This window comes from Flavobacterium rivuli WB 3.3-2 = DSM 21788 (assembly GCF_000378485.1).
In the GTDB taxonomy this organism is placed as follows: domain Bacteria; phylum Bacteroidota; class Bacteroidia; order Flavobacteriales; family Flavobacteriaceae; genus Flavobacterium; species Flavobacterium rivuli.
In genome coordinates, this window is sequence record NZ_KB899971.1 from 142,966 (window position 1) to 165,157 (window position 22,192).

Sequence of the window (22,192 nt, forward strand, 5' to 3'; positions counted from 1 at the left end):
TACAGCTTGGTGTTCTTAGTGAAAAACCTTGAGCCCTCTGTGGTAAAAAACATTTAGCAGTAAAATGAAACTGTACTGGGTAAAGACACACAAGCTTATCAAGAAGCTATTTAGAGGTTTTGTATGGGATATTCCCGGCAGGATTAAAACCGTGTACCTTACTTTTGATGATGGCCCCATACCCGAAGCTACCCCGTGGGTGCTTGACGTTTTAAGAGAGCACAACATTAAAGCCACCTTTTTTTGCATAGGCGATAACATACAAAAACACCCCGATACATTCAGGCAGGTTATTGCCGATGGGCATACCATAGGCAACCATACCTTTAACCACTTTAACGGATGGAATACTGATAACGAAACGTATGTGGCAAATTTTGAAAAATGTGAAAAAGCTATAGAGGAAAGGTATAGCGGTACCGCAAAATTATTTCGTCCGCCGTATGGCAAAATAAAAAATGCGCAGGCTAAAGTAGTGAGGCTGCGGGGATATAGAATAATTATGTGGGATGTGCTGAGTGCTGATTTTGATCAGAGTATTACGCCGGAACAATGCCTCCAAAACGTAACTAACAATGTAAGTAATGGAAGTGTAATAATATTTCATGACAGCATAAAGGCATCGGCTAACTTAAGGTATGCGCTGCCCGAAGCCATAAAATACTTAAAGAAAAATAATTACGAATTTGGGGTTATAACCTAAATTGCTCATGCACCAGGCCGATAATAGTATTGGCATCCAGCTCTCCTGATTGCCTCCATACCATTTGCCCGTCTTTATAAATCATGAGTGTAGGCAGGCCTTTAATCCTTAGGGCTTCGGCCAGTTCCTGGTTTTTATCAACATCTATTTTTATAACCTTAGCCTTATCGCCAAGCGCAGCTGCTACATCCCTTATTACGGGGTGCATTGATACCGATGGCTCATTCCACTCTGTATAAAAATCTATTAACACCGGAACATGCGAGCTTATTAGTTCTCCGAATTTTGACATAAAATGGGTACTTTAACTGTCTATAAAAACCTTTTTATTACGGTAAATTTCATACAAATATAGCATTTTTAAGATATGATGCTATGTTTTAACCTTTTTTTAGTGTGATAACAGTAATCTCAGGCCAAATACCTGTCCTTCCGGCATAGCCATGAAAGCCAAAACCACGGTTTACATACACATAGCGCTTTGCATTATTGTATAAACCTGCCCATTGTTTGTATACATACTGCACAGGGCTCCACTTAAGGAAACCCGGAATTTCTATACCAAACTGCATACCGTGCGTGTGCCCGCTAAGTGTAAGGTGATAGTTGTTAGGGTGGTGCTGCACCTCATATTCCCAGTGCGATGGGTCGTGGCTCATAAGTATTTTAAAATCATCCTTATCTACCCCTACAGATGCTTTTATAAGGTCGCCCGCCTTTTTAAAATTGTGCCCCCAGTTCTCTACCCCTATCAGTGCAATATGCTGGTCGCCTTTTGTAAGTTTTATATTTTCGTTAAGCATCAGCTTAAAGTTTATCTGGCGGTGCAGGTCTTTAATGGCAGCAAAATTATCGTCTTTAGCTTTCGCCGATGGCCACTCTACATACTCGCCATAATCATGGTTGCCTAAAACCGAATATTTACCCATAGGCGGAGTTTCAATTCGCTTAAAGGTCTCTATCCAGGGATGCAGCTCGGTGGCATGGGTATTTACAATATCCCCTGTAAAAAGAATAATGTCCGATTTTTGCTCATTAATAAGATCGATAGCGTATTCTATTTTTTCCACATTATCAAGGCTGCCGCTGTGCACATCAGATATTTGCGTGATTGTCATACCGTCAAAATTATCGGGCAGGTCGGGGTATATAATGGTTTGCTTGCGCACCTTAAAGTTGTATTTGCCTATTGTCATGCCATACAGCAACGAGAAAAAAGGAATGGCCGCCAGTGCCAGTGCCGTTAAGCTTACAAACCTGCGCCTGTCCTGCAGGAACGGCTGTTTGTTATCGCCCAGAAACATACGGATAAGCCCGCCGAAGAACCTTATAATATCTTCACCCAGCATTACTATGGTAATAATTATTTTAGGCAAAAAGGTAATGAGCAACAGCCCCATGGCAAGCAGGCTTTGCTTGTTCTGGCCTTCCTTCCTGTCAAAATGCATAAAGGAGTAAACTATGTATGCTATAATAAGCAGCGAAATAACGAGGTATACCCAGGGTGCCCACCGCGATTTTGTAGCTGCCCTAACGGCCTGAAAAGTATATATCTCGGCAAGGATAGCGACAACGCCGGTGATAAAGAGAATGAGCGGAAGGAACGGACGCATTAAATGTGTTTTTTTGGTAAAAATAAAGGCAGCATAAAACATGCCACAAAGCGGGGCGGTAAAATTTAGTACACTTTGTCAGGTTCGGCGTAGCGCTCACGGTGCTTAACGCCCCAGTCGCGCAGTTCGTGAATAACCTTATCTAAAGAGTGGCCGTACTCTGTAAGCGAATATTCTACAAAGACAGGAACAGAATCGTGCACCCTGCGTTGCACAAGCCCATTTACTTCGAGGTCGCGCAGCTCTTTAGATAGCATACGGTCGGTTATTTTAGGGATATCGCGGGTCATTTGCCCAAAGCGCTTGTTACCAAAACTAAGGGAGATAAGTATGGGAATTTTCCATTTTCCGCTTAAAACATCAAGGGCATCGCGCACCGGGCGAATCATGCCCATACAGGCTTCAAGGGTTACGGGGCAGTCTTTATTCATTTATAATAATATTATCACTATACATTAGTATAGTACTTACTGTAGTATAGCAAAGGTACAGTATAAATGAATTGACTGTTAAAATAGCTTCAATTTATATTACACAGCTAAGGTTGATTTCACCGCATAGAAACATAGGCTTAACAGATATAAGGTGACAGAGAAATATTTTGCACATAGCAACAACAAGAAGCGGAGCTTTATCTTCGAGTACCTATTGATTCTTTTAAACTGAATGCCCTATGTATCTATGTGGTAAAATTTAAGACCTGTGTTTGTTTGTAAAACATCACTCGCCGTTTTCAATTGTCCACCCGTTTGCTTATTTTTACGGCAAATACATTTTTACATGTCTGCACAAAAACGACTTTTCCTTCTCGATGCTTATGCGCTAATATTCCGTGGTTATTATGCTTTTATAAAAAACCCAAGGATAAATTCTAAAGGCATGGATACATCTGCTATTATGGGTTTTATGAACTCTTTGCTTGATGTTATTAAGCGCGAAAGGCCAGACCATCTTGCAGTGGCATTTGATAAGGAAGGCAGTACGGTGCGTACCGAAATGTTTGCCGAATATAAAGGGAACCGCAGCGCCACTCCCGAAGCTATTGTTATAGCGATACCCTACATACAGGCTCTTTTAAAGGCAATGCATATTCCCATTATTGAGTTGGCAGGCTGCGAGGCAGACGACCTTATAGGCACCGTTGCCAAGCAGGCAGAAAAACAGGGCTACCAGGTTTTTATGGTAACGCCCGATAAAGATTTTGCGCAGCTTGTAAGCGAAAATGTGTTTATGTACCGCCCTGCACGTATGGGCAATGGAATAGAAATATGGGGCGTGCCCGAGGTACTGGCGCGTTTTGAGATAGACCGCCCGGAGCAGGTTATAGATTATCTGGGCATGATGGGCGATGCGGTAGACAACATACCCGGGTTACCGGGCGTAGGCGAAAAGACCGCCAAAAAACTGCTGAAAGATTATGGCACTATGGAAAACCTCCTTGCCAATACCCATGAGCTAAAGGGTAAAATGCGCGAAAATATTGAAGCCAATAAGGAAAAGGGCATCATGTCTAAAAAACTGGCGACCATTATTATTGACTGCGATGTTACTTTTAATGAAGTGGATTATGAACTTACTGCGCCTGATACCCCAAAGGTTGAGGAGCTGTTTAACGAACTTGAATTTCGCCGAATGGCAGACCAGTTTCATAAACTGTTTGCTCCGGGCGAAAGCTATGAGGATATCCCTTCGCAGGGCTTCTCCCCTACGCAGACCATTACAAAGCCTACGCAGCAATTTGACTTATTTAACATAGGTGCTGCCGATCCTGAAACCGCGGCAGATACACCGGCATTTTATAAAACACTCGAAAATACCGACCACCACTACCAGCTGGCCGAAAGCCCTATGGCGATTAACTTCCTGCTACGAGACCTTTTAAAACAAACAACAGTGAGCTTTGATACAGAAACTACTGATATAGACGCGCTTACAGCAGAGCTTGTGGGCTTATCATTTTCATGGGAAAAAGGAAAAGGGTTTTACGTGCCTGTATCTGCTAACCGCGATGAGGCACAGGAGCTGGTAAACAAATTTATTCCGTTTTTTGAAGATGAGAATATAGAAAAGGTAGGTCAGAATTTAAAATACGACCTTGAAATACTGGCTAATTATGGCATTACCGTAAAAGGTAAATTTTTTGATACCATGATAGCTCATTACCTTATAAACCCCGATATGCGCCACGGTATGGATATTCTTGCCGAAACGTATCTTAAGTACAGCCCTATGCCTATAGAGGCACTTATAGGTAAAAAAGGTAAAGGCCAGAAAACCATGCGCGATGTAGATGTGGAGACGGTTAAGGAATATGCAGTTGAAGATGCCGATATTACTTTACAGCTTAAAGAAATTTTTGCCCCGGAGCTGGAACGTACCGAAACCCGCAAATTATTCGACGAGATAGAAATTCCGCTTATGCCGGTACTGGCTTATATGGAGCAGGAAGGCATTAACCTTGATACCGCTTACCTTAAAGAACTTTCGGGCGAACTGGCAACCGACAGTAAAGCATTAGAATTAAGGATATACGAAACCGCAGGCCAGAGTTTTAACTTAGGTTCTCCAAAACAGTTAGGTGAGATATTATTCGACAAGCTGAAGATAGGTGGCAATAAAATAAAGAAAACCAAAACCGGACAATATGCCACCGGCGAAGAGGTGCTGTCGTACCTTGCTACAGAACACCAGATCGTTGCAGATATATTAGAGTGGAGGCAGCTTGTAAAACTGCAAAACACCTATGTAGATGCGCTGCCACTACAGGTTAAGCCTGCAACCGGCCGTGTACATACTGATTATATGCAAACTGTAGCCGCAACCGGCAGGCTAAGCAGCAACAACCCTAACCTGCAAAACATCCCTATACGAACTACAAGGGGCAGGCAGATACGTAAGGCATTTATTGCCCGGGATGAGAATTACACTATAGTAAGCGCGGATTACTCGCAAATAGAACTGCGCATAATTGCAGCCCTAAGCGGCGATCCTGAAATGATTCGCTCGTTCCAGAATGGGGAGGATATTCACGCCTCTACAGCCGCAAAAGTATTTAACATTGCGCTGGAAGAAGTTACCCGCGAGCAACGCAGCCATGCCAAGACGGTAAACTTTGGTATAGTTTATGGAGTATCGGCATTTGGGTTAAGCAACCAGACGTCGTTAAGCCGTGGCGAATCTAAAGACCTTATTGAGGCGTATTATAAAACATATCCGCGCCTTAAGCAATACATACAGGAACAGGTAGAACTGGCACGCGAACAGGGCTATGTACGTACTATAACCGGGCGCAGGAGGTATTTAAAAGATATTAACTCGCAAAACCAGGTAGTGCGCGGCGGTGCCGAGCGTAATGCCGTGAACGCCCCTATACAGGGCAGCGCTGCCGATATTATTAAGATTGCGATGATAAACATCCATAAAAGGCTTATAAGCGAGAACTGGAAAAGTAAAATGCTACTGCAGGTACACGATGAGCTTGTTTTTGACGTTCATAATACAGAGCTCGACCGTATTAAACCAATGATCAAGGAAGAAATGGAGAATGCCTTTAAACTTGATGTGCCTCTTGAGGTAGATCTTGGTGAGGGTGTGAGCTGGCTTGAAGCGCATTAATGGCTTTAGATTTTACCACATAGATACATAGGCCAATTATTGATTTAAGGTGAGATAGAAATAAATTTTTCACATAGACATGACAGAAGCGAAGCTTCAGCTATATGTTTCTTAAAACCCAATTACTGTTCTAAATCTATGTTTCTATGTGGTAAATAATTAGGCAGGAGTGTAGCTGGTTCCCCTCTTTAGAGGGGTTAGGGGTGTGTTATTGATATTCTTACTTAAAACGTAATAACTGACTTATATAATATATGAAAAAAGCGTTATTAATTTTACTTGCCTTTGTACTTACCGTGCCGGTTATGGCTCAAAATGAGGGTGCAAAGTTTCGCAAAATTGACAGCCTGCTCACCTATTATTATGCTAATAAAAAGTTTATGGGCGCGGTTAGCATACGCGAAAAAAACCAGGTTGTATTTGAAAAAGCGTATGGCTATGCCGATATAACCAATAAACTACCGCTGGCTAACGATACTAAATTTAAGATAGGCGCAATTACAGAGGTATTTACTGCGGCAATGGTTTTTCAATTAATTGAGGAGAAAAAGCTTAAGCCCGACACTAAGCTTGATGCGTTTTTCCCTAAAATAAAAAATGCTGACAAGATTACCATAAGCGCCATGCTTAACCATAAAAGCGGCATTTATGATTTGGCTAATGATGCAAATTTTGAGCAGTTTAAAACCAAACTTCAAACCCGTAAAGATGTACTGGACAGGATGTATGGCTACGAACCTGCTTTCGTAACTGATAGCCTTGCACAGGCAAGCAGCTCTAACTACCTGCTGTTGGGCTACATAATTCAGGAAATTACGAAAAAAACGTTTAAAGAAAATGTTACTGCCCGCATTATAAAACCAGCCGGGCTTACCCACACCCAGTATTTTAATAAAATAAACTCGAAGAAAAACGAGGCGCTCTCCTACACCTTTATTGATGGTTATTGGGAAAAGGAGCCGGAACTGCACGAAACTACATTAGGGGCATCGGGCGGGTTGCAAAGCACACCGGGCGACCTTACCAAATTTATCAAAGCGCTGTATGATGGCAAATTAGTCAAACCGGAATCATTAGCTGAGATGGCTAAAATAGATAGTGGTTTTGGCAAAGGGCTATTTAACTTTATGTTTGCCGAACGCAAATTTACAGGGCACAACGGCAGTGTAGAAGGTTTCAGGTCGGTTGTGGGGTATTACCCTAAAGACCAATTGGGATTTTCGCTTATTTTAAACGGCGAGAACTGCAACTTTAACGATCTTGTGCTGGGCATACTCAGCTGCTATTATAAAATACCCTACCGTTTTCCTGATTTTACTAACTTTAAAGTTGCCGATAATGTTCTTAAAAGCTATGAAGGCTTTTACACCAACCCTAACATGCCGGTAAAAATTGAAATTAAGGCAGTAAACGGACAATTGCGTGTGCATGCCGAGGAGCAGGGCACGTTTTATGTTATTGCAAAAACCAATACCGAGTTTAGGCACGATGCATCGGGTGTGGTAATGGTGTTTAGCCCCACTGGTTTTATTTTAAAACAAAACGGTACATCGACCACGTTTACCAAAGAGAAATAGAGGTTTTTACATAATTGCGTAAGGAATATTAAAATTCAAAAGAACACATCCCAACCCCTCTCAAAAGGGGAGCCAGCTACACTCCTTCCGAAACCGGGACTACGTTTGCATTATTAGTGCTTCCAAATTCCTTATTTATGAAGCCTGTGCAGATGGCTCCCCTAAAAATTTAAGGCCTACTATAGATAGTATAAGCGTGGCAATAAAAAATATCCTCCAGAAGTTAGCCGGCTCGTTAAAGAAAAGGATGCCCATTAGCACAGTACCCACCGCGCCTATACCTGTCCATACAGCATAAGCAGTTCCTAAAGGTATGGTTGCAGTTGCTTTATTAACAAAGTAAAAGCTAATTACTATACAGGCTATAAACCCGGCAGTCCATTTTATATTGGTAAAATTGTTAGATAGTTTCATGCATGTGGTAAAGCCAATTTCTAAAAATCCGGCAAGGATAAGGTACATCCAGTTCATTGTGTATCATTTAATAGTGAGGCACAAAATTACGGCCTCAATAATGGGCAATACTTTACAAATGTTAACTAATAAACTTTATTTAGGAATTTTACCACTGAGTTCGGAATTTAAACATGATGTTTAAGCAATCGCCCAAAGAATTTTACCACTAAGATCACGGAGGTAAAATGCACAAAGGCCACGAGGAAAAACGCTTTGCTTCAGGACACAAGGCTGAGCGGAATTACTTTGTAGAATAATCGTAATAACTCTAAATACTTTAAAACATGACATTTAAGCAATCGCCCAAAGAATTTTACCACTAAGATCACGGAGGTACATGCACAAAGGCCACGAGGAAAAACGCTTTGCTTCAGGACACAAGGCTGAGCGGAATTACTTTGTAAAAAATGCAAACACATAATCTCAAGCAATTTAAAAACATGATGTCTTAAAGTAATCATCCGAAGAATTTTTACCGCTAAGTTCACTAAGGTAAAACATGCAAAGGCCTCAAAGAAAAAATGCTTTGCTTCAGGACACAAAAATTTGCAGAATAGCTTTGTTAGAAACGTTATTATGCTACGCTACATATTACTTTATCTCGGCCCTAATGCGGCTTAGGCTTACCTGGCTTATGCCGAGATATGATGCAATATGCTTAAGCGGAACCCTTTGCAGCAGTGTTGGATTATTCTCTAAAATATCGGCATACATTTGTGCAGCAGTTTTAAATTGCCTGAAAATAAACCGCTGTTCCAGTTTAATAAGTTCATGTTCGGCAAGTTTACGGCTCCAGTTGGCCAGCTCTATATCGCTCTCAAAAAGGGCTATCATGGCGGCAGAATCTATTTCATACAAAACACTGTCTTCCAGCACCTCTATGGTTTCGTAACCGGGCTTATTATTTATAAGGCTTTGCGCAGATATTATATAATCGCCTTCGGCACCAAGCCAAAAGGTAAGCTCCTGGGTAGGCAAATCAGAGTAAGCGCGGGCAATGCCTTTTTCTATAAAAAAAACCGATCTTTCTATGCGCCCCTCTTTAAGTATAAGTTCGCCTTTTTTAAAGTGCCTTTTATAAAATAACCCGGTAAGCTTAGCAAGTGCGCTATCGCTTAACGGGTATAATGATTTTATTTTAGTAAGTGTATTTTCCAATAGGTGTTATTGGATAACTATTGTAATTTCCTGGTAGATTCTCTTTGCCTAAGCTCGGTTTTAATAACCCTTGTAGAAAACGGCGGCTCTTCTTCATCTTTATTTAACAGCCTGTCTATAAGCATGTCGGCAGCAGCCTCGCCTATCTCAGGCGCGTGCTGGCTTACTGTGCTAAGGCTTGGCGTTAACCTGCGCGACCACACACCATCTGCAAAGCCTATTATAGAAAGTTGTTCCGGTATTTTAATACCTTTTTTAAGGGCTGCTTTCATGGTAGACACGGCACTGTGCTCGTCTATAGCAAAAACACCATCAATATCGCCGCTTTTAGACTCAAAGAACGGAATAAACTTATCGTCAAATTCATCTGTACTTTCTGTACGTATAATTATAGACTCGTCTATGGCTATGCCATGATCCTGCAACGCCTTGTAATACCCTTCATCGCGCAGCTTAGCCACACTAATATTATCTAAAGACGAGAACAAGGCTATTTTTTTACAGCCTGTTTTAATAAGGTGGGTAACTGCATGTACGGCCGAATCGAAATCGTCTACAATTACCTTATCGCAATTTACATCTTCAGATATCCTGTCGAACATTACAATAGGAATATCATCGGCAATAGCATCTTTAAAGTGTTTTACCTCGTGCTCTTTTTGGGTTTCTTCGGATATTGAAAGTATAAAGCCATCTATAGTACCATTGCTAAGCATATCCATAGCATAAATTTCTTTTTCCAGAGATTCGTTAGATATAGATGTAATAACATTATATCCGCGCTTGTTAGCCTGTTTTTCTATACCGCTAAATACTTTGGCAAAAAATGGGTTTAAAATATTAGGCAAAACAACGCCTATGGTTTTAGAACGCTTGCTCTTTAGATTTACAGCTATATTATTAGGCTTGTAATTTTTAAGTTTTGCAAACTCCTGCACCTTTATTTTGGTAGGTTCGCTAATTTCAGGACTGTTGCTTAACGCTTTAGAAACTGTTGAAACTGATACATTAAGTTCTTTTGCAATTTGTTTTAAAGTGGCTCTTACTCTCATATCCTAAAATGATTTATACGGGTAAAGTAACGAAAAAATTACGAAATTATAGTAGTTGTTTTTAAGAAAAAACGATTTTTTAAACCAGAAGCTACAATTTAGTTACAGTATGTTTAAAATTATAGTAGCGTATATCTTACAACTAATTGTAAGTTCTTTTATTATTTTTTCACACTGCATGTTAATTAAATTATAAAAATAAAAATAAACACTTCTTAAATTTAAAAGATTTACAATTAAGCAATTAGTAGCATCCCCTTTAACTATAAGGTTTGATAAAATAACAAATTGTTAAAAAAATTGCCAAAGTTGTGTTAAGACTCAAAAAATAAGGATAGAACCCAAAAACCATTAACAATTTATTGGCGTATGTAAAATTAACTTTGAGATTCGGAAGTGATAAAAAATTACGATTCTACATAAGAGACCACACCGTTTTAAAAATACAATTATTAACCCATTAATGTTATTACAATGAAAAACACAGCAGTAAACGTTAAGCCAGTTACCACACCGGGACCTAACGGCAGAAGGAATTTTCTTAAAATGAGCGGCCTTGCCCTTGCAGGTACAGGACTATTGATTGCAGGATGTAGCGACGACGATTTAGAAACACCGGCAGTAGACCCGAATGCTCAGTTACCGGGCGTAAGGAACGGTAAATTTGACCTTGGCGGAGGCGATGCAGGCATACTTACTTATGCTTATGCATTAGAGCAGCTTGAAGCAGATTTTTATACCCGTGTAGTAAACAACAGTGCCTTTAGAACTGCCTTTGGCGAAGAAGAGCAGGCAGTGCTTGTAGACCTTTACAACCATGAGGTTATACACAGAGAATTTTTCAGGACTGCCATAACAGGCGCATTAGCAGGAACAAGCGGTACATTGCTGCCAGACCTTGCTTTTAACTACGGCAACTTAAATTTCGCAAACAAAACTGCCATATTACAAACAGCAATGGCTCTTGAAGATACCGGAGTTAGAGCTTACAACGGTGCTGGGCAATACATAACAAATGCTGATTATTTAGTTATTGCCGGTAAAATTGTATCGGTAGAGGCAAGACATGCTTCTGCAATCAGGGATTTGCTTAACGGCGGAACTTCTTTTGCAGGCGATGATGCTGTAGATCCTGTTACAGGACTTGATAAAGCAGAAAATCCTTCTGCAATAATCCGTCAGGTATCTTCACTAAACATTATCCAGACACCTTTTACTGCACAATTCCTTCAATAATCAACTAACAATTAATTCTCTACGTTATGAACATATTAAAATTTTTAGAATCGTTTACAAACGAAGGCGTATTAGAAAGCCTAAACAGTAAAGGATCAAGAAGAGATAGTTTTACCCAGTTTGGTAAAGCAGGCGCTACTGCCGCAATGGCTGCTGTGCCGTTTAGCATGTTATTTTCTCAAAAAGCAAGTGCTGCAACTTCTATGGCAGCAGCTGCAGATACCCCGTTAAGTGCTTTACAACTTGCACTTACACTTGAATACCTTGAAGACGAATTTTACGATATGGGCCTTGCCGCCAATGGTTTAATACCGGCTGCCGACCGTGATGTTATTGCACAGATATCTAAACACGAGCAATCGCATGTTACATTACTTAAAAATGCTCTTGGAGCTGATGCACCGGCAAAACCTACGTTTGACTTTACAGGAGGACGCAATGCTAATGGTGGAGGGCCGTTTGACACCTTTACCAATTACCAAACATTCCTTGCAGTAGCTCAGGCATTTGAAGACACAGGTGTACGTGCTTACAAAGGCCAGGCAGGAAATCTTATCAGTAATAAAGCATTACTTACAACTGCGCTACAAATACACTCTGTAGAGGCACGCCATGCTTCTCAAATCCGTAGGATGAGAGGTTTAAAAGGATGGATCGTAGGCAATCAGCGTGGTGAAGGCATGCCTGCACAAACACAGGCTGTTTATGACGGCGAAGAAAATGTAAACCAGGCAGGCTTTATGACTAATGCCGTTCGTGGAACATTTACTCCTACGCTATCGGCTACCGGAGGTACAGAATCTTTTGACGAGCCTATTACAGGTGCAACTGCTACATCAATTGCAAGCTTGTTTATAGTGTGATAGTCATATAAAAATAAGTTGATTATTTATTGTATCAGCCCGCATAACACTTGTTATGCGGGCTGATTTTTTAAGGTGATCCATCTGCCATTTAGGCTGGACATATCATACAATAATAACTAAGCAACAAAAAATATCCCGTATATTTTGCACAATACACGGGATAAATATAGAAGCAAATTTATTTTCGCGGAGAAGAATATAACGCAGCCTGCTAAAAAAACTAAAAGAAAAAAGCAGGCCATATCTTTACATAAATTGCTTTTAGTTTTTTATAACCCTGATAGTTTGTATGGCAGTACCCGATGTTATTTTTGCAAAATACAGCCCGTTAGAAAAACTAGAAGCATCTACAGATAGTTTATCTGATGTTACATTTTTAGTAAATACTATTTTACCTAAAGCATCAATAATTTGTACACCGGTTAAATTTTGGCCATGAGCAGCTTCAAAGTTCCATAAATTTGTAGTAGGGTTAGGATATGTTTTTACCACAGTATTATGTGCAAACGCATTTGTACCCGCTGTTAAGTCAAAAGGGGTTTCGCTGTCATTAAGCACAATTTCATCAATGTAGGCAAACGAGTCGGTATTGTTCAATACGTTTACAGATGCATCTGCAAAAAACAAAAACTGTGAGGGATTAACTCCCGTTTCTCCACCATCTATTCTAAAAACCATATCCTGCCATGCTCCCGGAGTGGTATAGTCCATAGTAGGGTGTACATCTGCACTACCATCGTTATCAGCTGCCGCATCTATACGTACAGACATGTTAGGGATTACTGAAGATGTATACATTGCACGCAAATGAACATATTTAGATGTATTTGCAGGTACATTAAAGGAAGTGGCAAACCTTACAATTTCGTACCAGGCACCTGAAGTTCTTTTTATTTGTCCACTATTGGCAGACGCATTGCCCACAGCTACAGGGTTTGGCACAATGGCAAACTCTGCCCCATAGGTTGCAGTAACTACCGGCGAGCCTTCTTCAAAATCGTTTATGTAAGTGTTTTGTGCATGCACGCATGCCGGAATAAAGGCTGTTAAGGCAAAAAACCCTAATGTAAGTAGTTTTGTTTTCATAATAGTACTGTTATAGATTTGGTTTAAAAAACTTCGCAATCGTTATAGTGAATAAAGCGTAATTATTCCTGAACCAACTTATACATTATCAATACCATAAAGTTTTATTGATAAATATGTTATTTTAAAGACATACAGCTTAAATACTTCGATTATTCAAATGTATAATCAAAAAATGCCGGATAAATGGACTTTAATTTTAGAAATATGGACAATAATATTTTAAGTAACTTTAGGTAAATGCCATAAAAAAAGCCCCTGTTAAAGGAGCTTAATAATTTATGTAGTAAATGAACTCATCCTGACTTTTTTCACTTGGCTGCAAAATGATCTTTTCGCCCCATATTTTACCTGTTTTATTATTCCGTAGCACTGCTATGCAATGCAAAAAAGCCAAAATCTGAAACAAAAATCTCTATTTTTCGCTTTAATCAAAAAAGTCAGGACGAGTTTTAGTATTAATGAGGGTTGTGTGCCCTGTCATCTACCGTATTAATTTTTTCGAGTTTATCTTTCCAAAACTGCATTAAAGCAAACGATACTATTACCGATGATGCAAGGCCTTCTATAAACAATCCTACACCAAACTGGTACGGAGATGGATTACCACCACCAAAAATATAATCAGAGGCAAAATTTTGCAGGTACTCTTCGCCACCCTTATATTCGGCATACAGCATAAATGCAAATACACAAAGTACAAGGCTAACTACACCTGTAAGTATTGCCGACCCAATATTGGTAAAATATCCATTAAGGTTATCGTTAAAGTTAGATTTAATAGTTCTGTTAATACCCCATATTACAAATACAAAATTTACAAGCCTTAAGTAAATAATATGCGACAGGTTTAGGGCATCCATAAGCAGGAAAAACAGGCCAATGGCTATAAAAATAAGTAAACCGTTAGTAATAATTCTGGAAGCTTTCATAATCTTAAAATTTTGTGTTTTTATTCCGTTAGTGTTAGTTTTATAAGCTATTGCAAAAGATACTACACATGGCAATACAGCCTTTGCTAATATCTTTATCTAATTTAGCCATATTACAGGACAACTAAACAGGGTTTAGTAAAATTTTAATAAAAGAAATAGTATAAAACAAAGATATTGTTAAAATACTTATTTAATAGGATTATCTTTACTATCATACAGTAAAATCCATGTGCAATGCCCGTAGTAATTCCATGATACGGCTGCAAGATCTGTAGTGGGGTCTATGAGCGCTTTATAAGGATCGTTGTTAACAGATACATTTGTTATAGCATAAACAGCCACATCCTGTTCCCTTGTTTTAAACTCCTGTTTTATACGCTGCGCCATTTGCCAAATCATGTCGGGGCGTGTACCCATGGCAGCCTCCTGTTTAGGGGTAAGGTCGCTGTAAGCATCATAAAACAAATCTTTATGGGTAGCTTTTTCTACCACTCTAAAACGTGTACCGCCATTACGGGTGCGCAGCATCATGCGCCAGCTAAGGCGGTGGCCTTCCTCCGTCCACAATACATCACCTTTAATTAAATAATGCCTTAGCGGCAGCAAAAGCTGTATTATAAGGAACGGTATAAAAAAATAAGCAAGCGCACCGGCCCCATCTTTAGAAAAGCCATAATTTAAAACAACAGGTTTTTTACGAAAAAAAATGCTCCGTATCTTTTCCGGAGGGAAAAAGAACACGGCAAAGCTTAATGCAAAAAAAGGGAAGATACCTATTTGCAGCGTAATGGAATTAAAGATATGGAAGATGAGCGATGCAATAAAAGCTATGGTACGTGTGCGCTTAAAGAGTAATAGCGGCACAACAAGCAAATCGAACACAATGCCGGAATATGTAATAAACAGGTAAAACCATTTTTGGGTCATTACCGCACGCAACGCATCGTTTTTAACAGAGCCGTTAAGCAACTGGCGGGCAAAGGTACCATTAAGCCAACCCGGGTAAAACTTTGCCAGTGTTGCATAAAAGTATACAATGCTTACCATAACTATCATAACCCAGGAGCACCACGCCGGCATGGTAAGTTTTTTTAGCGCCGGATTTACCTTTACATCTGCGGATGCATACCGGTTTGCCGGCAAAAAGCACATCATGAGGCACACCAGCACTAATAAATAATAATGGTTATTGTAAGATGTTTTTTGCATAAAATATACCGCTGCCCACATAACTGTAAACAACCCCATGCTATAACGGTACTTATAGCCCGCCATTATAAGCATGCCCAGCACACCCATTACCGCAAAATAATAGTACATGCCACTACCCGGCAATGGCTGCAGCCACTCCATGCCTATATGCGAAAATGTAAACTTTGGTACTATAAAATTATCGCGCACCCACCCTGTGGCAATAGCACCAAAGGTTTCGCAGGCAAGCAAAAAGCCAAAAAAGATCCTGAATAAAACCAGGGGCGCATTGTCTATCTCTTTAAACAGGCGTTCTTTCATGCAGCGTTACTGTTGTTGCTCAAAATATTTTAAAGAATCGTCCTTATCTTTAGCAAGCTGTGCTTTTAACGCATCGAGCCCTTCAAATTTTTGCTCGCTGCGCAGGCGGTGGTGCAGGCTTATTTTTAATTCGGCACCATAAATATCAGCATCAAAATTAAAAAAGTTAACCTCTATAGTCTGGTTTGTGCCATTTACAGTAGGGCGTGTTCCTATATTCATCATGCCATAAACGGTAATCCCGTTTATTACAGATGATACCGCATATACCCCCTGTGCAGGTATAAGCTTGTAGCTTTCGGGCACATTAATGTTTGCCGTTGGGTAACCTATAGTGCGGCCCAGCTGTTTGCCTGTGGTAACAGTACCGGTTATATAATAAGGATAACCCAGGTAATTATTTGCTGTAACAAGATCTCCTTCAAAAAGGGCATTGCGTATTTTTGTAGAGCTTACTGCTACATCATCTACCGCCATTGCCGATATTTGCTCTACCTCAAACCCAAGCTCCTGCCCCATACGCACAAGATCTTGTGTTGTGGCAGTACGGTTACGGCCAAAACGGTGGTCGTGCCCTATAATTATTTTACGGGCATTAAGCCTTTTTACCAGTATATCTTTTACAAAATCTTCTGCCGTAAGACGCGAAAATTCATGGCTAAAAGGGTGTATAATAAGGTTATTTACCCCAAAATCTTCTAATAAGGCTGCTTTTTCGGCCATGGTATTGAGCAGTTTTACATCGGCATCAGGCTGCAGTACCATTCGCGGATGCGGAAAAAAAGTGAGCACCACCGTTTCATACCCTAATTCTTTACCGCTGCCTATAAGCTTATCAAGCAGGCTTTTATGCCCTTTATGCACTCCGTCGAAAGTACCAAGGGTTACTATGGTTCCGTTAGGAGAAGAAAACTCCTGTATAGCATTAAAAATTTTCAAACCTTATTATTAAAAGTTATGCAAAGTTAAATTATCTGCGTCCTAAATAAAATAAAGTAGCATAATTTTTAGTGTTTTATAACTGTAATTAAGTTTACAACAGTTTTTTTTTGAGGTGCATATAAATATTAACTAAAAAACCTCACTATTTGTTTATTTAGCAATTACCTTTGCGTTTTACCTATAACAATTATGAAAAACTCATTACTTTTAGTTGCCTCCCTTTTTATTTTTGGCATTGGGAACGCCCAAACAAACTGGAAGCCTGCTAATGAAGGCAGCCTGGCATCATTACAAAAAACAGACAGGGCCTCTGTGCCAACCGCCTTTAACCTTTTTACTACAAACCTTGCGCAGCTAAAACAGTCTCTTGTGCTGGCACCTGCCCGTGCAACCGGTGTAACATCTACCCTTATTATCCCTTTTCCTGATGCGCAGGGAAAAATACAACATTACCGCGTGTATGAAGCCAGCGTTTTACAGCCCGGCATTGCTGCTGCACACCCGGAGCTAAAATCATACATAGGCCAGGGTATAGAAATGCCACAAGCTATTGTGCGCTTTAGCATTACTCCTTTTGGGCTTCATGCCATGATGCTTACCCCACAGGGAACTGCTTACATAGATCCTTACACTAAAGACCTTAACAACTATATGGTATATGCAAAATCGAGCCTTAACAGCCCGAGAGATTTTACATGCGAGGTTGTTGCTAACGAAAACGCACACCGCAATAATGGCCAGCCTGCAGAAAGGGCATCTTTTGTTAACGATGGCAATTTAAGGACGTACCGCCTTGCAATGGCATGTACTATAGAGTATGCAGCTTTTCATATAAATGCAGCAGGGTTAAGTGCCGGTACTATAGAACAAAAAACAGCAGCGGTACTTGCGGCTATGGTAGTTACCGTAACCCGTGTAGATGCTGTTTATGAAAGAGAGCTTGCCGTAACCATGCAACTTATTGATAATAATGAAGATATTATTTTTATAACCCGCGATGATTTTAATAATAACAGCTCCGGGCAGCTTTTAAGCCAGTCTCAAAGGATAATTACAAATACCATAGGCGAAGAAAACTTCGACATAGGCCATACCGTTAGTACCGGTGGTGGTGGCCTAGCAGGATTGGGTATTATATGCGATTCTGAACAAAAAGCCAGAGGTATTACTGGTAGTCCAAACCCCGTGGGCGACCCGTATGATATAGACTATGTAGCACACGAAATGGGCCACCAGTTTGGTGCTAACCACACATTTAACGGTGCAGATGGCAGCTGTCTTCCTAATGTTAACAGCGCTACAGCTGTAGAGCCGGGAAGTGGCACAACAATTATGGGCTATGCAGGTATATGCGGCGCAGCCGATGTTCAGCTGCATTCTGATGCTTACTTTAACGCTGTAAGCCTTGACGAAATTGGCACTATATTGCAAAACACAAATTGCGCTGTGCTTACGCCTATTAACAATAGTGAGCCGGTAGTACCAACTGTTACACGCAAAACGATACCTAAAGGCACCGCCTTTATACTTAAAGGCAGCGAAGCAACCGATGCCGATAATGATGCACTTACATATTGCTGGGAACAGGCAAATGGTACATCTAACCCTCAAAATCAGCCATCGTCTGTAAATACATCGGGGCCTAACTTCAGGTCTGTACCGCCAGGCACAAGCAGGAACCGTTATATACCACAACTATCAGACGTATTAGACAACAATCTTTACCCTACCTGGGAAATAATACCGGATGTAGGGCGTACACTTACATTTGCCTACACCGTAAGAGACAATAATATACTGGGCGGGCAAACAACCTCCAGGAGCACAACCGTAGTGGTTAACGCTACGGCAGGGCCATTTGTGGTAACATCTCAGGGAGATAATGGCAGCACGGCATGGGAGCAGGGCACACAGCAAACCATAACATGGAATGTTGCAGGCACAACAGCAAACAGTGTTAACACAGCTAAGGTAAATATTCTTCTATCTACAGATGGCGGACTTACCTTTACAACCGCACTTGCAACAAATACAGATAATGATGGTACAGAAGATATAACAGTACCTAACATTATGGCCCGCAATTGCCGCATAATGGTAGAGCCTGTAAATAATATATACTATGCCGTAAATACAACACCATTTACTATAGGCTATGTAGTAACAGATGAATGCAACACTTACACAAACACAACAGCAATTGCAATACCGGATAATACTGCTACGTTTACATCGTCTCCTATAAACGTAAGTGCGGTAGACAACATTACATCTGTAACAATTAATGTAAACGCAACGCACCCTTATGTGGGCAATTTTGTAATTAATGCCGTTAGCCCCGATGCTACCGAGGTAATTTTATGGCAACGCCAGTGCAGCAGTAATGACGATATGAATATTACTTTTGACGATAACGGCAATACATTATCCTGCGCTAATACAGAGGTGGGCAACACATACAGGCCTTACCGCCCCCTTGTTGCTTTTGCAGAAAAAAATGCTATAGGCACCTGGAACCTTAACATAGCAGATTTAGCTGCAAACAACACAGGTACATTAAACTCATGGAGTATAACTGTATGCGGGCAGGTGTATACACCGCTTAGCGCAGCACAATTTACCCTTAAAAACTTTACATTGTACCCTAACCCTAACAGCGGTAGCTTTACGGTTCAGTTCGAGTCGCAATCGCAAAACAATATAGGCGTAACAGTACACGATATTACAGGCCGCGAGGTGTTTAACAACAGCTTTGCTAACACAGGTATGTTCTCGCACAACATTAGCCTGCAAAATGTACAGGGCGGAATTTATATGGTAACTGTACAGGATGGCAACCGTAAAGAGGTAAGAAAAGTAGTGGTTAAATAATCACTTCTAATTTATATTATTAAAGAGCGCTTAACGGCGCTCTTTTTTTATTGGTACAACCAAAATTGAAATTATACCAAATGTAATCTATTAGCCTAAATATTTTGCCTCGCAAAGGCGCGAGGCGCAAAGTTTTTACCCTAAATCAGTATCTTTTCCTGTATTAGTATATTTATTCCCTACTTTGCGGCTCTGCGATTTTGCAAAATATTTTTAAACACATTGAACATACTATTCTATATAGTGGTATAATATCCAAAAAAATCTAACAGTCCTATATCCATAAAAAAAGCGTCCCTTGTGAGGACGCTTTTTGAATATCGAAAATAACAGAATTATTTTTTCTTTCCTTTTGCAGGTGCTTTTGCAGCTTTTGCAGCTTCCTGAGCAGCTTTCATAGCAGCACGAGAAATACGAACCTGAGCAACCACAGTATTATCCGGGTTAAGCAGTTTAAAGTTGTTAGCCTCTAACTTAGTAATGTAAAGTTTGTTACCCATCTCAAGTTCAGAGATGTTAGCCTCAACAAAGTCAGGAAGGTTTGCAGGCAAAGCTCTAACTTTAAGTTTACGCTGGTTAACACGCAGTACACCACCACCAAGTACGCCCGGAGATGTTCCTGTAATTTTAACAGGTACTTCCATAGTAATTTCTTTGTCGTCTTTTAACTGGTAAAAGTCGATGTGAAGAATTTTGTCGCTTACCGGGTGAAACTGGATATCCTGCAGGATAGCGCTGTAAGTACCGCTTGGAAGCTCAATTACAACAGTGTGCACGTTTGGAGTGTAAACAAGGTTTTTAAATGCAATTTCTTCTGCAGCAAAATGTACTGGCTGATCTCCTCCGTATAACACGCAAGGAACCATTCCAGCATTACGTGCTGTACGCGTTGCCGCTTTACCCACGCTTTCTCTTTCAGATCCTTTAATCGTAATCGATTTCATTTGAATAATATAATAGTTAATAAATAAAAAATTCTACATTAAAAATTTGCCGCTTATAGAGTTATTGTTTTGCACCATGTGCATAACCTCTGCAAACAAATCGGCACAGCTAACAACCTTAATTTTGTCAGTTTGCTTTTTTAGCGGAATACTATCTGTAACAATAAGTTCAGATAGTTGTGATCTTTCGATCTTTTCGTACGCATCGCCACTTAATATGGCGTGTGTACAAATGGCGCGCACGCTAAGCGCACCTTTTTCTATCATCAGGTCGGCCGCTTTTGCAAGGGTACCTCCTGTATCTATCATGTCGTCTATCAGTATAATGTTACGGCCCACAACTTCGCCTATAAGCTCCATTGTTTCTATAACATTAGCTTCTTTGCGCTGCTTGTAGCATATTACTACATCGCTGCCAAGAAACTTAGAATATGCATAAGCCCTTTTAGAGCCGCCCATATCCGGCGAAGCTATAGTAAGGTTCTCCAGGTTAAGGCTTTTTACATACGGCAGGAATATGGTTGATGCAAACAGGTGGTCTACCGGTTTCTCAAAAAATCCCTGAATCTGGTCGGCATGCAGGTCCATCGTCATTATACGTGTGGCACCGGCGCTTTCCAATAGTTTTGCAACCAGCTTAGCCCCTATGGGTACGCGTGGTTTATCTTTACGGTCCTGTCTTGCCCAGCCAAAGTAAGGTATAACCGCGGTTATATGCCTTGCAGAGGCTCTTTTAGCAGCGTCTATCATAAGCAGCAGCTCCATAAGGTTATCTGCGCTTGGGAAGGTAGAGCATACTAAAAATACGCGTATACCTCTTATAGACTCTTCAAACGACGGCTGAAATTCGCCATCGCTATAGTGGGCCAGTGTTACTTTGCCCAGCGGTATCCCATAGCGTTCTGCTATTTTCTCGGCCAGGTAAGTGCTTTTAGAACATGAAAAAATCTTGGCTTCCGGTTCTGTGTGCAGCATTTTAATTAGTTGCTTAGTAGTTAGTTAGTGTTGTTGTGTGTAACGAGGGTGCAAATTTAGAAATTTAATTTTACACAGACGGCAAATTATCCTGTATTTTTAATGAAATTAAATAATATTTTCTAAATTTGCACTCAGATTAAAACTGCATACTACATGCCTGGATGGCGGAATTGGTAGACGCGCGCGACTCAAACTCGCGTACTTCGGTGTGTGGGTTCGATTCCCACTCTAGGTACTAAACCTCTCAGCAATGGGAGGTTTTTGTTTTTTAAAATTATTTTTACACGGTATCTCAATTGCTGGTAATATTAGGCGAGAATTGAAGATTTTTTAGGGACAATAGCTTATTCGTCAGACAAACTTTTTAAAAACTCATTACTCCCGGTGTATTGAATTAGTTTCAGTTCAACATTTCAACATTAAGTAAATTACCTGCCGAACAGGGTATAGCACCGTCCGAGTTATCTTTTATACAATTATATATTACCCGTGATAACATCTCCTTGTTTTACTACATCTGTTACAGCAACATCTTTATTGAGAATTTTTTCAGTCAAATATTTTACGGCGTCAAGATTAATTTACTAATTATCAGAGAGCTTGGTAGCTTGCAAGGTGACATTATATTGTTTCTCACCACTAAAAATA

At 40.3% G+C, this 22,192-nt stretch carries 18 protein-coding genes and 1 tRNA gene; 7 read left to right on the forward strand and 12 right to left on the reverse strand.

Going from position 1 to position 22,192, the window contains the following annotated elements:
• The first annotated feature begins 64 nt into the window (after window positions 1-64).
• A complete protein-coding gene (locus F565_RS0113710) occupies window positions 65-703 on the forward strand; it encodes a polysaccharide deacetylase family protein (protein WP_020213812.1) in 639 nt (212 codons plus the stop codon).
• Here F565_RS0113710 and F565_RS0113715 read toward each other — a convergent pair.
• From F565_RS0113715 to F565_RS0113725, 3 genes are all read right to left on the reverse strand, one after another.
• Entirely contained in the window at window positions 693-995 is a 303-nt protein-coding gene (locus F565_RS0113715; protein ID WP_020213813.1) for a thioredoxin family protein, read from the reverse strand. The two genes, F565_RS0113710 and F565_RS0113715, sit on opposite strands and share 11 nt — an antisense overlap.
• Window positions 996-1,083: 88 nt before the next feature.
• Window positions 1,084-2,316 (reverse strand): metallophosphoesterase, encoded by a 1,233-nt coding sequence (locus tag F565_RS0113720; protein WP_035642468.1) that lies wholly within the window; start codon window positions 2,314-2,316, stop codon window positions 1,084-1,086.
• Between the two features lie 65 nt (window positions 2,317-2,381).
• Complete coding sequence (locus F565_RS0113725; protein WP_020213815.1) at window positions 2,382-2,747, reverse strand: winged helix-turn-helix transcriptional regulator; 366 nt, start codon at window positions 2,745-2,747, stop codon at window positions 2,382-2,384.
• Window positions 2,748-3,096: 349 nt separating this feature from the next.
• On the opposite strand from F565_RS0113725, the gene polA reads away from it, so the two are divergent.
• Window positions 3,097-5,931, forward strand: a complete 2,835-nt coding sequence (gene polA / locus F565_RS0113730) for a DNA polymerase I (RefSeq protein ID WP_020213816.1) — start codon at window positions 3,097-3,099, stop codon at window positions 5,929-5,931.
• Between the two features lie 254 nt (window positions 5,932-6,185).
• The gene (locus F565_RS0113735) at window positions 6,186-7,508 is read left to right on the forward strand and encodes a serine hydrolase domain-containing protein (protein WP_020213817.1); all 1,323 of its coding nucleotides are present in this window, start codon (window positions 6,186-6,188) and stop codon (window positions 7,506-7,508) included.
• A 135-nt stretch (window positions 7,509-7,643) separates the two neighbouring features.
• Here F565_RS0113735 and F565_RS0113740 read toward each other — a convergent pair whose 3' ends face one another.
• The 3 genes from F565_RS0113740 to F565_RS0113755 form a co-directional block, all read right to left on the reverse strand.
• Complete coding sequence (locus F565_RS0113740) at window positions 7,644-7,979, reverse strand: DMT family transporter (protein ID WP_020213818.1); 336 nt, start codon at window positions 7,977-7,979, stop codon at window positions 7,644-7,646.
• A gap of 576 nt (window positions 7,980-8,555) precedes the next feature.
• Entirely contained in the window at window positions 8,556-9,122 is a 567-nt protein-coding gene (locus F565_RS0113750; protein ID WP_020213819.1) for a Crp/Fnr family transcriptional regulator, read from the reverse strand.
• A 17-nt stretch (window positions 9,123-9,139) separates the two neighbouring features.
• On the reverse strand, window positions 9,140-10,174 hold the full coding sequence (locus F565_RS0113755; RefSeq protein ID WP_020213820.1) for a LacI family DNA-binding transcriptional regulator: 1,035 nt from the start codon (window positions 10,172-10,174) through the stop codon (window positions 9,140-9,142).
• A 474-nt stretch (window positions 10,175-10,648) separates the two neighbouring features.
• On the opposite strand from F565_RS0113755, the gene F565_RS0113760 reads away from it, so the two are divergent.
• Window positions 10,649-11,410, forward strand: coding sequence for a ferritin-like domain-containing protein (locus F565_RS0113760; protein ID WP_020213821.1), 762 nt, complete (start codon window positions 10,649-10,651; stop codon window positions 11,408-11,410).
• A gap of 26 nt (window positions 11,411-11,436) precedes the next feature.
• Window positions 11,437-12,273 (forward strand): ferritin-like domain-containing protein, encoded by an 837-nt coding sequence (locus F565_RS0113765; RefSeq protein WP_020213822.1) that lies wholly within the window; start codon window positions 11,437-11,439, stop codon window positions 12,271-12,273.
• Window positions 12,274-12,537: 264 nt separating this feature from the next.
• On the opposite strand, the gene F565_RS0113770 is transcribed toward F565_RS0113765, so the two are convergent.
• The 4 genes from F565_RS0113770 to F565_RS0113785 all read right to left on the reverse strand — a co-directional run bounded on the left by F565_RS0113770 (window position 12,538) and on the right by F565_RS0113785 (window position 16,748).
• Window positions 12,538-13,362 (reverse strand): T9SS type A sorting domain-containing protein, encoded by an 825-nt coding sequence (locus F565_RS0113770; protein ID WP_020213823.1) that lies wholly within the window; start codon window positions 13,360-13,362, stop codon window positions 12,538-12,540.
• Window positions 13,363-13,820: 458 nt separating this feature from the next.
• Window positions 13,821-14,294, reverse strand: a complete 474-nt coding sequence (locus F565_RS21675) for a hypothetical protein (protein WP_154652611.1) — start codon at window positions 14,292-14,294, stop codon at window positions 13,821-13,823.
• A 189-nt stretch (window positions 14,295-14,483) separates the two neighbouring features.
• Window positions 14,484-15,809 (reverse strand): HTTM domain-containing protein, encoded by a 1,326-nt coding sequence (locus tag F565_RS0113780; protein WP_020213825.1) that lies wholly within the window; start codon window positions 15,807-15,809, stop codon window positions 14,484-14,486.
• A gap of 6 nt (window positions 15,810-15,815) precedes the next feature.
• Window positions 15,816-16,748, reverse strand: a complete 933-nt coding sequence (locus F565_RS0113785; RefSeq protein ID WP_020213826.1) for a bifunctional riboflavin kinase/FAD synthetase — start codon at window positions 16,746-16,748, stop codon at window positions 15,816-15,818.
• Between the two features lie 192 nt (window positions 16,749-16,940).
• Here F565_RS0113785 and F565_RS21680 point away from each other — a divergent pair, with 192 nt between their 5' ends.
• Window positions 16,941-19,622, forward strand: coding sequence for a T9SS type A sorting domain-containing protein (locus F565_RS21680; protein WP_020213827.1), 2,682 nt, complete (start codon window positions 16,941-16,943; stop codon window positions 19,620-19,622).
• A 335-nt stretch (window positions 19,623-19,957) separates the two neighbouring features.
• On the opposite strand, the gene F565_RS0113795 is transcribed toward F565_RS21680, so the two are convergent.
• Together F565_RS0113795 and F565_RS0113800 are read right to left on the reverse strand one after the other, a co-directional pair.
• Window positions 19,958-20,566 (reverse strand): 50S ribosomal protein L25/general stress protein Ctc, encoded by a 609-nt coding sequence (locus F565_RS0113795; protein WP_020213828.1) that lies wholly within the window; start codon window positions 20,564-20,566, stop codon window positions 19,958-19,960.
• A 33-nt stretch (window positions 20,567-20,599) separates the two neighbouring features.
• Complete coding sequence (locus F565_RS0113800; protein ID WP_020213829.1) at window positions 20,600-21,541, reverse strand: ribose-phosphate pyrophosphokinase; 942 nt, start codon at window positions 21,539-21,541, stop codon at window positions 20,600-20,602.
• A gap of 158 nt (window positions 21,542-21,699) precedes the next feature.
• On the opposite strand from F565_RS0113800, the gene F565_RS0113805 reads away from it, so the two are divergent.
• Window positions 21,700-21,779: transfer RNA gene (locus F565_RS0113805), tRNA-Leu, on the forward strand.
• Window positions 21,780-22,192: the final 413 nt, after the last annotated feature.

Excerpts from the sequence above, each read along its gene's own strand:
- F565_RS0113760 (WP_020213821.1), top strand. The coding sequence starts at position 10,649 with ATGAAAAACACAGCAGTAAACGTTAAGCCAGTTACCACACCGGGACCT.
- F565_RS21680 (WP_020213827.1), top strand. The coding sequence starts at position 16,941 with ATGAAAAACTCATTACTTTTAGTTGCCTCCCTTTTTATTTTTGGCATT.
- F565_RS0113780 (WP_020213825.1), bottom strand. The coding sequence starts at position 15,809 with ATGAAAGAACGCCTGTTTAAAGAGATAGACAATGCGCCCCTGGTTTTA.
- F565_RS0113740 (WP_020213818.1), bottom strand. The coding sequence starts at position 7,979 with ATGAACTGGATGTACCTTATCCTTGCCGGATTTTTAGAAATTGGCTTT.
- F565_RS0113715 (WP_020213813.1), bottom strand. The coding sequence starts at position 995 with ATGTCAAAATTCGGAGAACTAATAAGCTCGCATGTTCCGGTGTTAATA.
- F565_RS0113725 (WP_020213815.1), bottom strand. The coding sequence starts at position 2,747 with ATGAATAAAGACTGCCCCGTAACCCTTGAAGCCTGTATGGGCATGATT.
- F565_RS0113770 (WP_020213823.1), bottom strand. The coding sequence starts at position 13,362 with ATGAAAACAAAACTACTTACATTAGGGTTTTTTGCCTTAACAGCCTTT.
- F565_RS0113710 (WP_020213812.1), top strand. The coding sequence starts at position 65 with ATGAAACTGTACTGGGTAAAGACACACAAGCTTATCAAGAAGCTATTT.
- F565_RS0113800 (WP_020213829.1), bottom strand. The coding sequence starts at position 21,541 with ATGCTGCACACAGAACCGGAAGCCAAGATTTTTTCATGTTCTAAAAGC.
- F565_RS0113735 (WP_020213817.1), top strand. The coding sequence starts at position 6,186 with ATGAAAAAAGCGTTATTAATTTTACTTGCCTTTGTACTTACCGTGCCG.
- F565_RS0113795 (WP_020213828.1), bottom strand. The coding sequence starts at position 20,566 with ATGAAATCGATTACGATTAAAGGATCTGAAAGAGAAAGCGTGGGTAAA.
- F565_RS0113755 (WP_020213820.1), bottom strand. The coding sequence starts at position 10,174 with ATGAGAGTAAGAGCCACTTTAAAACAAATTGCAAAAGAACTTAATGTA.
- F565_RS0113720 (WP_035642468.1), bottom strand. The coding sequence starts at position 2,316 with ATGCGTCCGTTCCTTCCGCTCATTCTCTTTATCACCGGCGTTGTCGCT.
- F565_RS0113765 (WP_020213822.1), top strand. The coding sequence starts at position 11,437 with ATGAACATATTAAAATTTTTAGAATCGTTTACAAACGAAGGCGTATTA.
- polA (WP_020213816.1), top strand. The coding sequence starts at position 3,097 with ATGTCTGCACAAAAACGACTTTTCCTTCTCGATGCTTATGCGCTAATA.
- F565_RS21675 (WP_154652611.1), bottom strand. The coding sequence starts at position 14,294 with ATGAAAGCTTCCAGAATTATTACTAACGGTTTACTTATTTTTATAGCC.